The sequence below is a fragment of the Labrenzia sp. THAF187b genome, from assembly GCF_009363375.1.
In the GTDB taxonomy this organism is placed as follows: domain Bacteria; phylum Pseudomonadota; class Alphaproteobacteria; order Rhizobiales; family Stappiaceae; genus Roseibium; species Roseibium algicola.
In genome coordinates this window covers 5,768,135-5,779,775 of sequence record NZ_CP045344.1, presented here as the reverse complement: position 1 = coordinate 5,779,775, position 11,641 = coordinate 5,768,135, and the positions used below count along the sequence as shown (strand labels likewise).

Annotated in this window: 12 protein-coding genes; 4 read left to right on the top strand and 8 right to left on the bottom strand. The window is 60.8% G+C overall.

The features are described from left to right. Positions 1–242: 242 nt before the first annotated feature. Together FIV03_RS26535 and FIV03_RS26530 are read left to right on the top strand one after the other, a co-directional pair. Entirely contained in the window at positions 243–857 is a 615-nt protein-coding gene (locus tag FIV03_RS26535; protein ID WP_152511576.1) for a putative colanic acid biosynthesis acetyltransferase, read from the top strand. A gap of 163 nt (positions 858–1,020) precedes the next feature. After that, positions 1,021–1,809, top strand: a complete 789-nt coding sequence (locus FIV03_RS26530; RefSeq protein WP_152511575.1) for a WecB/TagA/CpsF family glycosyltransferase — start codon at positions 1,021–1,023, stop codon at positions 1,807–1,809. Here the strand turns inward: FIV03_RS26530 and FIV03_RS26525 are convergent. Together FIV03_RS26525 and FIV03_RS26520 are read right to left on the bottom strand one after the other, a co-directional pair. Beyond that, positions 1,806–2,567: a cobalt-precorrin-6A reductase gene (locus FIV03_RS26525; protein ID WP_152511574.1), complete on the bottom strand. Its 762-nt coding sequence runs from the start codon at positions 2,565–2,567 to the stop codon at positions 1,806–1,808. The two genes, FIV03_RS26530 and FIV03_RS26525, sit on opposite strands and share 4 nt — an antisense overlap. Continuing rightward, a complete protein-coding gene (locus tag FIV03_RS26520) occupies positions 2,557–3,651 on the bottom strand; it encodes a cobalt-precorrin-5B (C(1))-methyltransferase (RefSeq protein WP_152511573.1) in 1,095 nt (364 codons plus the stop codon). Before FIV03_RS26520 ends, FIV03_RS26525 begins: the two co-directional genes overlap by 11 nt. A gap of 130 nt (positions 3,652–3,781) precedes the next feature. Here FIV03_RS26520 and cobA point away from each other — a divergent pair, with 130 nt between their 5' ends. Both cobA and FIV03_RS26510 read left to right on the top strand, forming a co-directional pair. Further along, entirely contained in the window at positions 3,782–4,672 is an 891-nt protein-coding gene (gene cobA, locus FIV03_RS26515; RefSeq protein ID WP_209009798.1) for a uroporphyrinogen-III C-methyltransferase, read from the top strand. Further along, positions 4,662–5,981, top strand: coding sequence for a cobyrinate a,c-diamide synthase (locus FIV03_RS26510; protein ID WP_152511572.1), 1,320 nt, complete (start codon positions 4,662–4,664; stop codon positions 5,979–5,981). The genes cobA and FIV03_RS26510 overlap by 11 nt, the downstream gene beginning before the upstream one ends. On the opposite strand, the gene FIV03_RS26505 is transcribed toward FIV03_RS26510, so the two are convergent. The 6 genes from FIV03_RS26505 to FIV03_RS26480 form a co-directional block, all read right to left on the bottom strand. Beyond that, complete coding sequence (locus FIV03_RS26505; protein ID WP_152511571.1) at positions 5,978–6,607, bottom strand: class I SAM-dependent methyltransferase; 630 nt, start codon at positions 6,605–6,607, stop codon at positions 5,978–5,980. The genes FIV03_RS26510 and FIV03_RS26505 overlap by 4 nt on opposite strands. Positions 6,608–6,790: 183 nt before the next feature. Beyond that, the gene (gene cobM, locus FIV03_RS26500) at positions 6,791–7,564 is read right to left on the bottom strand and encodes a precorrin-4 C(11)-methyltransferase (RefSeq protein ID WP_152511570.1); all 774 of its coding nucleotides are present in this window, start codon (positions 7,562–7,564) and stop codon (positions 6,791–6,793) included. Further along, entirely contained in the window at positions 7,561–9,483 is a 1,923-nt protein-coding gene (gene cobJ / locus FIV03_RS26495) for a precorrin-3B C(17)-methyltransferase (protein WP_152511569.1), read from the bottom strand. The genes cobM and cobJ overlap by 4 nt, the downstream gene beginning before the upstream one ends. Continuing rightward, positions 9,453–10,178 carry a precorrin-2 C(20)-methyltransferase gene (cobI, locus tag FIV03_RS26490; protein ID WP_173013955.1) on the bottom strand — a complete coding sequence of 242 codons (726 nt, stop codon included), beginning with the start codon at positions 10,176–10,178 and terminating at the stop codon, positions 9,453–9,455. Before cobI ends, cobJ begins: the two co-directional genes overlap by 31 nt. Continuing rightward, complete coding sequence (gene cbiE, locus FIV03_RS26485; RefSeq protein ID WP_152511568.1) at positions 10,175–11,389, bottom strand: precorrin-6y C5,15-methyltransferase (decarboxylating) subunit CbiE; 1,215 nt, start codon at positions 11,387–11,389, stop codon at positions 10,175–10,177. Before cbiE ends, cobI begins: the two co-directional genes overlap by 4 nt. Beyond that, positions 11,386–11,640, bottom strand: coding sequence for a hypothetical protein (locus tag FIV03_RS26480; RefSeq protein ID WP_152511567.1), 255 nt, complete (start codon positions 11,638–11,640; stop codon positions 11,386–11,388). The genes cbiE and FIV03_RS26480 overlap by 4 nt, the downstream gene beginning before the upstream one ends. Position 11,641: the final 1 nt, after the last annotated feature.

The following is an 11,641-nucleotide window of genomic DNA, read 5'->3' as shown; positions in this document are numbered from 1 at the left end:
GGGCAAACTTCTCTCATCACGTTTCAATAAAGAGTGAATGCCGCGACCTAGCGTCACCAACGGCTTCATTCTGGAGCGTCATGGGACAGCGAAAATGTACAATCGACAAAAATAACTAACTTTAAACGACAGTTCGTCACATTGCCGGCAGGCAGCCCCCAAGGTTGAGTGGCGTCCCCATGTTGGCCGGGAACACGTTTCACGAACAACCTGCTGAAGGAAACTGCGCAGGAGGACGATGAATGCCGAACCAGATCGACGAAGACAGGGACGCCAGAGCGCTCGGCGCGCAAAGCTTCGGCCTGAAGAACAGGCTGTTCCGTATCCTCTGGGGCATTGTCTGGTTCCTTCTGGCCTCCTGGACGCAGCCGTTGCATGGTTGGCGTCGGTGGCTCTTGCGACAGTTCGGAGCGACAGTGGGGGAGGGTGTCTATGTGGCTCCATCCGCCAGGATATGGCATCCGGGCAACCTGATCCTGGAGGATTTCGCCGCGATCGCAGACGGTGCGGATATCTACAACATGGGCCCTGTCACGATCGGCCGGTACGGTGTCGTCTCCAAACGTGCGCACATTTGCGCGGGAACGCACGACATCAACGACGACAAGTTCCTGCTGATCGCAAAACCCATCGTTCTGGAAGCCTATAGCTGGGTTGCCGCTGAAGCCTTTGTTGGCCCCGGGGTTCGCGTCGGTGAGGGAGCTGTCCTGGGAGCGCGTGCGGTGACGGTGAAAGACCTGGCTCCATGGACTGTTTATGCAGGTAATCCTGCCAAGGCGCTCAAGGAGCGGACGCGGTTTGAGCGTAGTGACGTGCCGAAGCGGGGATGGCGTGAACCGTTGGAAACCGCCGACTGATTTTCCATCCGATTCAGTCTGCCGTTCAGGCCCATTAAATATCGGTAACTACGAACTTTCTAACGGCTATGTTTACAACTGCTTAGAGACCGATCGGATATTGCTCTAATGCGTTCGCCGCCGTCGTAACCGGGACGAACGTATCGGGGAGACTGGGAACGGAATGCTGGCAAGAGATTTCGAGAGTGAACTGCTGGGGTGCCGGATCGAAGCAACCGCTATCGGTCCGTTTGCCATCGGGCGTCTTCGCTCCCGGGATGCCATCCAGCTTGTCGAAGCCGCCGTTCAAAGGCAGCAGAACCTCGATATTGCCATCTGCAACGCCCATACGCTCCTGTCAGCGATGGATGATCCCCGCTACGCTGCAACGCTCCAGAAAATGACGCTTCTGAACGACGGCATCGGTATGAGCCTTGCCAGCAAGCTGCTCAGGGAAGAGCCGTTTCCGGAAAATCTGAACGGGACGGACCTGATTCCCCGAATCCTGGCGAACATCGGCATTCCGCTGCGGATCTATCTGCTCGGCGCCAAGGAAGAACAGGTTCGCCTTGCCAAGGAGCATATCGAGACTGCCTATCCGAAGCACCAGGTGGTCGGTTACCGGGATGGCTATTTCGCAAGCGATGAACTGGACAGCTTGTGCCGGGGGATCAACGAGGCAAGGCCGGACCTTTTGCTTGTTGCCATGGGGAACCCCAGGCAGGAGAATTTCATCGTTGAGAACCGGTCGGCGCTGGCTGTACCGGTCGCGATCGGGGTCGGGGCGCTGTTTGACTTCATGTCCGGGGCCGTTGTCCGCGCACCGAAGATATTCCAGGCAGCCGGCCTTGAGTGGCTGTTCCGCCTGTTGCAGGAACCTCGCCGCCTGTTCCGCCGCTATGTCATCGGCATACCGCGCTTTCTGTTTGCCCTGATGAAAATCAGATTTTCCAGGTCCGGCGTTTCGCGCTAGCTCTCACGTGCAAGGATCTGCCGTAACCGGTCAACGAGCGCTGCATTCGTTGGAGCAGTTTCGGCCTCCGGTAGTTCTGGCCGGGCGATCATGATGACGGGAAGTTTCAGGACCCGCGCAGCCTCGATCTTGGCGTAGGAACGACTGCCACCACTGTTTTTCGTCACCACATGAGTGATGTTCTTTTCCAGAAACAGCGAAACTTCCTCGTCGGCAGATGCCGGGGGGCGGGAGAGGATCAGCTCCCAGGTGGAAGGTAATCGTGTTTTGGGCGGCTCGATCATCCGGACAAGACCGAAAATATCGTTTCGATGGGTGAAGCGCTCGATCTCCTTGCGGCCAATGGCCAGGAAGGCGCGCGCGCCGTCAGGAAGGGCCTTGGCCGCATCGTCCATTGTCAGGACATTTGTCCAGGCGTCGCTTTCACCGGGGTGCCAGCATGGACGCTCCAGGCGCACAAGCGGTACCTTGAGCATCTTGGCTGCCTCGGCCGCATTACGGCTCATCTGGGCAGCGAAGGGATGAGTCGCATCGACAATGACGGTGATCCCTTCGTGCCGCATGAAAGCCAGCAGACCTTCAGAGCCGCCAAAACCGCCGACGCGTGTCGGGACGCCAAGATCAGGCAGATCGCGAACCGCTCCGGCAAAAGAGGCGATCAGGCGACTTTCCGGAAAAGTTTCCGCCAGCGTTCTGGCCAATTGCCGGGCTTCGCTTGTTCCGGCGAGCAGCAGGATATGATCTGCCTTAGCGGTCAAAGCCTGTTTCCCCCAGCACCTTGCCCTGGCGATCGGTGACCAGAACTTCCACATCCACCGGTGCATCGCGCAGGATCTGGCGGACGGCGTCCTTCGTTCGCCGCGCAAGTGGGCCGCTGAGATCGATACCGGCAGCCAGGGAGGTATCCAGCACTTCCTTGGCCGTATTGGCCGAGGCGGCTTGTTCGATCAGATCTGCGGAAGCGTTCTCCTGACGCAGAAGATCCTGCAGGAATTCGAAGTCGACGGAGCTGCGGGCCGAATGCAGATCCAGCGCCCCTTGAGCCAGCTTGGTGAACTTCGCAAATCCGCCTGCGAGGGTCAGCCGGTCGACCGGATGACTGCGCAGGTACTTCAGCAAACCGCCGGCGAAATCCCCCATGTCGAGAAAGGCGGTTTCATCCAGATCGTATCGGGCCTTGACCGCGTCTTCGGAACTGGCGCCGGTTGCGCCAACCACATGTGAGAGCCCGACTGCGCGCGCAACATCGATGCCCCGATGAATGGACGCAATCCACGCAGCGCAGGAAAACGGCCGGACGATGCCGGTCGTGCCAAGTACGGACAGGCCGCCGAGGATGCCAAGCCTGGGATTCATCGTCTTGAGGGCAAGCTCTGCGCCACCTTCGATCGAGACGGTTATCTCGACATCGCCGGCCCCGCCATTCAGTTGGGAAACCTCATCGATTGCGGTCCGCATCATCTGGCGCGGCACCGGATTGATGGCAGGTTCGCCCGGCGGGATCGGCAGGCCAGGCCTTGTCACGGTACCGACACCTTCTCCGGCCCTGAAGATTACTCCAGAATCAGGAGGCAGCAGGTTGACGGTCGCACTGACCAAGGCGCCATGGGTCACATCGGGGTCGTCCCCCGCATCCTTGATAATGGCGGCGGACGCCGATTTTCCTGAAAGCGTATGCCGGGTCAGCGCAAAGGAGGCCGTGCCACCCTTGGGCAGGGTGATTTCGACCGGATCCGGGAAATCGCCGGTCAAAAGGGCCTGATACGCCGCCTTGGTGGCTGCTGTCGCACAGGCTCCCGTCGTCCAGCCCCGCCGCAGCTCTTTTGGCTCTTCCTTCGACATGCTCTTTCTATAGACGATGAAATTCCGCTTTGTGCATATTAGTTTATGTGCGCGATGAAATGTCGTTTTCGCATCGTTTTTGATCGCCGAAGCGCTTGGCGTTACCGGGTCACACGGGTAAACAGGAACCATGACTGGAGAAGACGACAACAACAGACCGCATGAAGGCTTGCCGGGAGACCTGCCAGGTGGGTTACCCGTGTTCGAACCCGGCTGGGTTTGGCTTGCCGGTGCAGGTCCGGGCGACCCCGGCCTGTTGACGCTGCATGCGCTCAATGGTCTGCGCCAGGCCGATGTTGTCGTGTTTGATGCCCTTGTCGATCAGAGCATTCTTGCCTGGGTCAAACCGGGAGCCGTGACTGACTACGCGGGCAAGCGCGGCGGCAAACCGAGCCCGAAACAGCGCGACATCACCTTGAAGCTGATCGATTACGCCCGCGAAGGCAAAAGGGTGCTTCGCCTGAAGGGCGGCGATCCTTTCGTCTTCGGCCGCGGTGGCGAGGAAGCGCTCGGTCTTGTCGAGGCCGGGGTGCCGTTCCGTATTATTCCCGGCATCACCGCCGGTATCGGCGGTCTGGCCTATGCGGGAATTCCCGCAACCCACCGGGACTGCAATCAGGCAGTCACCTTCCTGACAGGTCATGACCAAACGGGCCTCACCCCGGACGCGATCAACTGGGATGGTATCGCCAAGGGTTCGCCTGTCATTGTCATGTATATGGCGATGAAGCACCTGGACGTCATAGCCGGCAAACTGATTGCCGGTGGACGATCTGTGGATGAACCTGTGGGTATCGTATGCAATGCGTCCCTTGCGGGCCAGGACGTACTGGAAACCACGCTGGGCCGCTGCGCTGAAGAGGCGAAGGCTGCCGGGATCGAACCACCGGCAGTTGTTTGTGTCGGTGAGGTTGTCCGTCTGCGCAAGGGGCTCGACTGGCTCGGCGCCCTGTCGGGCAAGGTGCTGGACAGTGACCCGCTAGACCTGCGCATATCCTCCCGTTCTGCCGATGCCGGCTGACACTGCCAAGGCGGGCGCTAGGGGTGTTCTGATCGCGGCGCCATCGTCGGGTGCTGGCAAGACCACACTGACGCTTGCCTTGCTGCGGGCGCTGAAATCCGCCGGACGTTCGGTCGTTTCGGCCAAATCCGGCCCGGATTACATCGATCCGAAATTCCACGAAGCTGCCAGCGGGATGCCCTGCATCAACCTGGACGCCTGGGCTATGGACCCGGCGACACTGCAGATGCTTGCCCACCGTCAGGCCGACAGTCATGACGTTCTCGTGGTCGAAGGCGCCATGGGGCTTTTCGACGGAGCTGCCAGCGGCAAGGGCTCGGCTGCCGATCTGGCGGCAACGTTGCATCTACCCGTGATCCTCGTCGTCGATTGCGGCAAACAGGCCCAGTCGGTTGCAGCGCTTGTTCATGGGTTTCAAAGCTTCCGGCCGGATATCAATCTCGCAGGCGTTATTCTCAACAAGGTTGGCAGCCCGCGCCACGAAGCCATGTTACGCGCAGCGCTGGCACCGGTCGCCGTGGATGTTCTGGGTATCTTGCCGCGGGCTCAGGAACTAGGCCTTCCCGAACGCCACCTGGGGCTTGTCCAGGCGGGGGAGCATCCGGATCTGGAAGCCTTCCTGGAAAAGGCGAGCGACCTGTGTGCCCGGAATATAGACCTGAACCGCCTGGAAGCATTGGCGGCACCACTGAGCCCTGCCGGTGATAACAGGGAAAGCCTGCCTGCACCGCTTGGCCAGTGCATTGCCATTGCCCGGGACGTTGCCTTTGCCTTTTCCTATCCGCATCTGCTGGAGTTCTGGCGAAGGCAGGGCGCGAGGCTCGAGTTCTTCTCGCCACTTGCGGATGAAGCACCGGCTCCGGATGCCGATGCAATTTTTCTCCCCGGCGGTTATCCGGAGCTACATGCCGGAAAGCTGGCTGCGGCAGACAGGTTCAAGGCTGGGGTCTTGCGGGCGGCAGCTACAGGAAAGCTGATCTATGGCGAGTGTGGTGGCTACATGACACTCGGCAACGGCATGATCGATGCCGATGGCACGCGCCACGAAATGCTAGGGCTTCTGCCGCTGGAAACCTCGTTTCAGACCCGCAAGCGTCACCTCGGGTACCGAAAAGTCATGCCACTCCGTGGCCTGCCCTGGCAAATGCCGCTATTCGCCCATGAGTTCCACTATGCCTCCATAATGTCGGAAGGCGGGGTGGAGCGGCTGTTTTCAGCGGAAGATGCCGAAGGCAACGAACTGGCGCAGATGGGGCTGTGCGCCGGATCGGTCATGGGCTCCTTTGCCCATGTCATCGCTCGCGCCTAAACCACCTCAAGCACGACCAGCTCGCAATAGACGTCTTCCCTGGTGTGATAGGGACAATGGGTGATCTCCAGCGTCCTTGTCTTGCCGTCCTGTTCCAGCTTCTCGACCTTGGCCTTGAAGCCGTCGGCCTCCCAGGCGCTATCGCGTACTGTCAGGACGATGGGAGCACCCGGTTTGGCGATGCGCAGCAGTTCGTCGATCCCTTCCGGACCCACATGGCCATTCGTGAAGACGCCCGCGCTGACGATGCCGTCATAAATGTTGTCGTCAATGCCTGAGAGCGTGGCCATCATGTCGGCCTGGGACAGATTGCGGTAAATCCCACGGCTGCGCGAATGCTCCAGCATCGCCGGTGTCAGGTCTATGCCGTCAATGGTCAGGGCTGAATTGCGACTGATCAGCTCGCTTCCGACGAGGCCGGTCCCACAGCCTGCGTCCAGAACCAGCGCCGTTTTGGGCAGGCGTTTGACCAGTGCTTCCGCTGCAATCCTGGGACCGACATACCCTATGGTCTGAAGCAGGTCGGCATCGTAGGTCTCCGCCCAGTCCGCGTAGAACTTGCGAATGGCATCGGGATCACCGCTGAGAGAAATCGCCTGTTTCAGAAGTGGGTTTTCATCTGTCATGGGGCTGCTCCTGGCCGGTCTTAATCCTGTTGAGATTAGGCGAGGGCGGGAGCGGTATGCAAATGAGCGCTCTCGGACAGGCAAATCTTCGCTCGATTAACCTGCGAAGCGTTTCGCGACCTCCCGCATGTCGATGATGACAGACAGTGGAAGGCCGCGAAGTGGTTTAGTTCCACCGGATCCTCAGGCTTTCGCCTTCTTCTTCGGGCGCAGCACATGCACGTGGTCGGCGTCGTAAAGGGCGCTGTCGCGGAAGTCGGCTGCAGGCTTCAAGGCATGGCCGACGAAGATCAGCGCGGTGCGGGTGATCTTGGAGGCACGCACCTCTGCGGCAATGGTCGACAATGTGCTGTGAATGAAGGCCTCATCCGGCCAACCGACGCGGTAGGCGACGATCACCGGGCAATCGGCACCGTAATGCGGCGTCAACTGGCGTTCGACTTCCCGCAGGTTCCTGATCGACAGGTGGATTGCCAGGGTCGCCCCGCTCTTGCCGAGCGTGTCCAGGTCCTCGTTGTTCGGCATCGCCGAGGATTTCATTGCCGTGCGGGTGACAATGATGGTCTGGGCAACTTCCGGGATGGTCAGCTCGGTCTTGAGTGCAGCGGCCGCGGCCGCGAAGGCCGGCACGCCCGGGGTTACATCATAATCGATGCCGAGTGAGTCCAGACGGCGCATCTGCTCCGCCGTTGCACCGTAAATGGAAGGGTCGCCGGAATGAACCCGGGCAACGTTCTGGCCCTTTTCATGGGCAGCCTTGATCTCGTCGATGATCTCGTCAAGGGTCATCGGGGCCGTGTCTATGACGCGTGCACCTTCCGGTGCGGCGGCAACGATCTGTTCAGGTACCAGCGAGCCCGCGAAAAGGCAGACCGGGCAGGATTGGATGAGCTTCAGGCCGCGAACGGTGATGAGATCGGGATCGCCAGGTCCGGCGCCAATGAAATGAACGGTCATGATTTGTCATCCGTTTCGAGAATGTCGGAAATGTCGGTCGCTACGTCTTCCATCAGGGACGAAGGCGCGGCTTCAGTGGCAACTGGTGCTGCTTCCACCGGCTTTGGTGCGTCGATCCGCTTGGCATAACCGCGCGGTGTATAGACGAAAGGTTTCCCGTCACCGCGCATGACGGTGCGGGTGTTGGTCGAACCGACCAGCACGGTGGTCAGCATGTCGACATCGTCGACGCTGAGCGCATGCAGACTGGTGACGCGGATGGTTTCCTCCGGCCGGCCAAGATTGACGCCGAGAATGACCGGTGTCGCTGCCGAGCGGTGCTCCAGCAGGATATCCTTTGCGGCTGCAAGCTGCGTACGGCGGCGTTTGGACACCGGGTTGTAGAAGGCAATCACGAAGTCGCCCTCGGCTGCTGCCCTCAGGCGCCTTTCGATCACCTCCCACGGGGTGAGGAGATCGGACAGCGAGATCGCGCAGAAATCATGGCCAAGCGGTGCGCCGATACGAGCCGAGCAGGCCTGAAGGGCGGAAATGCCCGGCGCGTTTGTGACGCTGACCCGCTTGGCGGCATCCGACACGCCGCCATACTCCTCGTTTCGGTGCAACAGTTCATAGACCAGCGAACCCATGGCGTAGATGCCGGCATCACCTGAGGAAATCAGCGCGACATTCTTGCCCTTGCCGGCTTCTTCCAGCGCAAAGCGGACGCGGTCCTCTTCCGCGCCAAGCGGGAAGTTGTGGTGGGTCTTGCCGGTAATGTGCTGGTCGACAATGTCGAGATAAAGCGAGTAGCCGACAACGTCGGTTGCTTCCGCCAGAAGCTTGGTGGCCTCCGGTGTGCGCCAGTCGTCCTTGCCCGGACCGATACCGATAACGGACAGATGCCCGCGAGCCCGGCCGACCGTGTCGGTGTCAATCCACTTCGGAGACCGTGCAATGGCGCAAGTTGCGTTGTCGGTTTTCTGCTTTTCGACCTTCAGCGTTCCAAAGGCGCCGGACGCGGCCAGGGCAGCCCCTTCAGACACTCCGTAACAGCCGACTTCCTTGAAGACGACGGGCGACGGGTTTTTCAGGCGCGGGGTCTCGCGCTGCAGGTCTTCTGCGGAAAAGACCCGAAGCGGCACATCCAGATGCGCAGCGAGAGCATTGACAGCGGCTTCATCTGCCTTGAGGTCGATGGTCGCGATGCAGGCAACAGCGCCCTTGGCAATGTTGGCTCCCGCCAGTTCGGTCTCGACCAGTTCGATCAGTTCGGCCGCATCACAACCGCGCGCGCAGCCAACGCCAACAGCATAGCGCTGCGGGTGGTAGACCAGACGCGTCGGGCCTGCTTCTTCCGGATGTTCGGTTGCCGAAAGCGTGATGGCGGCATCGTCTGCTTGCTGCAGCTTTGCCTCTTTCAGCCAATCGGCGCGGCCTTCCAGGCGAACAGGTGCTCCGGACAGCAGCTCGGCCATCACCGGTTTTGCATCTTCCGGATTGGCGAGACGCCAGCCGCGGGGCGGGGCATCGAGCGCAACACCAAGCTTGGTGTCCCCAGCCGTCGTGATCGCCGCATGCCCACCGAGAGCGCTGGCCAGAAGCTTGGCCAGCTCGTTGGCGCCGCGATGACCACCAAGCAGCGGAACGACACTCTTGCCGTCTTCCGACACGGCGATCACCGGCGGTTCGCTTGTCTTGTCGGACAGGACCGGTGCAAGCGCACGGATCAGAATGCCGCTGGCGCAGAAACCGACGATCGGATGACCGGCCTGAAACAACAGGCGGATATGGTCGATCGTTTCGTTGAACTGGGTGTCCGCTGTCGGCACACGGCCGGCAAGCCCGTGTATGCGGGCAGTCGAAAACCGTCTGGCGATCACTTCGGCGGCGGCGAGGCCGGCCTGGTTCAGGACGAGTAGGATGGGGGAAGCGTCCACGCTTCTTCTCCCTTGTAGATGAGGATCATGGAAAAATAGGGGGCGGTGTCGGTCTCAAGGTCGATGAGCCGATGAACCTTCTGCTCCGGCAGGCTGGCACGTTCCACGTAACCGGCCTTTTCCAGCAGCCCCATGTCGGAAAGCAAGGTCTTCAGCCGTGTCAGGTGACGACCGACCTTCATGATGGCAACCGCCTGGGCTTCTTCGATCTTGCGGCGGATGTCCGCGTCCGGAAGCGGGCCTGGAATGACGGTAAGTACATCGTTTCGTGCCGTCAGCGGTCGTCTCAACTGAGCGGCGCAGGCTGTCAGCGAGGTGACCCCGGGCACGATTTCTATCGTGAAACGGTCGGAAAGGCGCTCGAACAGATACATGAAAGAACCGAAGAAGAACGGATCTCCTTCACACAAGGTCACGACATCCTCACCGTTAGCCAAAACGGCGGCTATCTCTTCGGCGGCCTTGTCGTAGATCTCCTGTGCCGGGAACCTGTCGACCCGCATCGGCACGACAATCGGGATTTCCCGCACCCCATCCGGGATCACATCGGCAGCGATTGACCGGGCAAAGCTTTCGCCGGAATCGGGAGCGGGGTAGGCAATTACCCGTGCGCTTGCGATCAGCCGGTGCGCCTTCAGGGTCATCAGCTCCGGATCGCCCGGGCCAAGACCTATGCCATAGAGTGTGCCTGTCATGATTTCGTCAGGCTCCACTGCGTCACGGGCATTAAGGGACGCCATCCGGTCAAGCCGCCGACAGCGCTTGCCCGGTGAACGGAAACTTTCTTCAAAGTGCCTCCATGAGACTGATAGGCGGAGAGAAGTATGGCCTCGCTCTCCAGGGTCACTGCATTGGCGACAAGCCGTCCCCCGGGGCCTAGCGCTGCAAGACAGGCCTCGATCACACCGTCGGCTGTCAGGCCGCCGCCAATGAAAACCGCGTCCGGCTGTGGCAGATCGTGGAGGCCTTCCGGAGCGGTCGCGTCCAACAGTTCCAGATGTGGGACGCCTAGCGCGACAGCGTTTTCAGCCGCCATTTGCCGTCGTTCCACATGCGGTTCCAGCCCGATGGCCCGGGTTCGGTCGGCTGCCCGCAACCATTCGATGGCAATCGAACCGCAGCCTGCACCCACATCCCACAACAGTGCGCCTGGGTGAGGCTTCAACTCCGCCAGGGTGATGGCGCGGATGTCCTGCTTGGTCATCTTGCCGTCGTGGCGAAAGGCATCGTCGGCAAGGCCGGGTGTCCGCGCACGGAACCGCACACCGGGGTCGGCAATCACTTCCAGAGCAAGTGTGTGAAAATCGGCGACCTCGGCCGACCAGTCTTCCGCGGTACCTGCGACGCACCGTTCCCTGGTGCCGCCGAGATGCTCCAGAACCGTCATCCGGCTGCGCCCATAACCTTCGTCGGCCAGGAGGTCAGCCACCTGGCGGGGAGTTTCCGCATTGCTGGTTAGACACAGGATCCGGGCGCCCGGGTAAAGCGATGCCCGCAACAGATCGACTGGTCGACCATGAACCGACAGGCAGTCGGTTTCCTGCAAGGCCCATCCCATTCGTGCGGCAGCCAGTTGGAAGGCGGACGGCGAGGGCAGCACCATCAGCTCGTGCGCAGGGAAATGTTTCAGCAAGGATGAGCCGATGCCGAACCACATGGGATCGCCTGTCGCCAACACCGCGACGCGCTTCTGCCTGAGCGCTGCCAGATCTTCGAAGACGGTTGCAAACGGGCTGGGCCATGTCCGCTTCTCGGCAGTGATCCCGCCCGTCAGCTCCAGGTGTCGGGTGCCGCCATAAACAATGTCTGCACCTGCCAGGGCTTCTGCGCCACCCGGAGCCAGAACACCGTCCTCGCCCAGGCCAACCAGCGTCAACCAGGGGCGTTTGTCTGTCGAGGAAGTCATTTATCCTCCAGACGATAGGGTTTGATCACCGGTTTTACCGACAGGTCCCGTGGCGTGCCGCTACTGCTTGGCGATATCTGCCGGGCACCCCGTGAACGGTGATGGACCGGCTGGTCACCACTGCCGTCCGCAGGCGTCTTGACCGAACCACCCGGCTGGGACAGGAACCCGCGTGACCGCAAAGGCTTTTTGCTGCCGACGGATTTCAATCCGATTGGTTTTTCGTCGTCTTTCGGCGGATCTCCGGCCATC

Excerpts from the sequence above, each read along its gene's own strand:
- FIV03_RS26530 (WP_152511575.1), top strand. The coding sequence starts at position 1,021 with ATGCTGGCAAGAGATTTCGAGAGTGAACTGCTGGGGTGCCGGATCGAA.
- cobI (WP_173013955.1), bottom strand. The coding sequence starts at position 10,178 with ATGACAGGCACACTCTATGGCATAGGTCTTGGCCCGGGCGATCCGGAG.
- FIV03_RS26535 (WP_152511576.1), top strand. The coding sequence starts at position 243 with ATGCCGAACCAGATCGACGAAGACAGGGACGCCAGAGCGCTCGGCGCG.
- FIV03_RS26510 (WP_152511572.1), top strand. The coding sequence starts at position 4,662 with ATGCCGGCTGACACTGCCAAGGCGGGCGCTAGGGGTGTTCTGATCGCG.
- cbiE (WP_152511568.1), bottom strand. The coding sequence starts at position 11,389 with ATGACTTCCTCGACAGACAAACGCCCCTGGTTGACGCTGGTTGGCCTG.
- cobM (WP_152511570.1), bottom strand. The coding sequence starts at position 7,564 with ATGACCGTTCATTTCATTGGCGCCGGACCTGGCGATCCCGATCTCATC.
- FIV03_RS26505 (WP_152511571.1), bottom strand. The coding sequence starts at position 6,607 with ATGACAGATGAAAACCCACTTCTGAAACAGGCGATTTCTCTCAGCGGT.
- cobA (WP_209009798.1), top strand. The coding sequence starts at position 3,782 with ATGACTGGAGAAGACGACAACAACAGACCGCATGAAGGCTTGCCGGGA.
- FIV03_RS26520 (WP_152511573.1), bottom strand. The coding sequence starts at position 3,651 with ATGTCGAAGGAAGAGCCAAAAGAGCTGCGGCGGGGCTGGACGACGGGA.
- FIV03_RS26480 (WP_152511567.1), bottom strand. The coding sequence starts at position 11,640 with ATGGCCGGAGATCCGCCGAAAGACGACGAAAAACCAATCGGATTGAAA.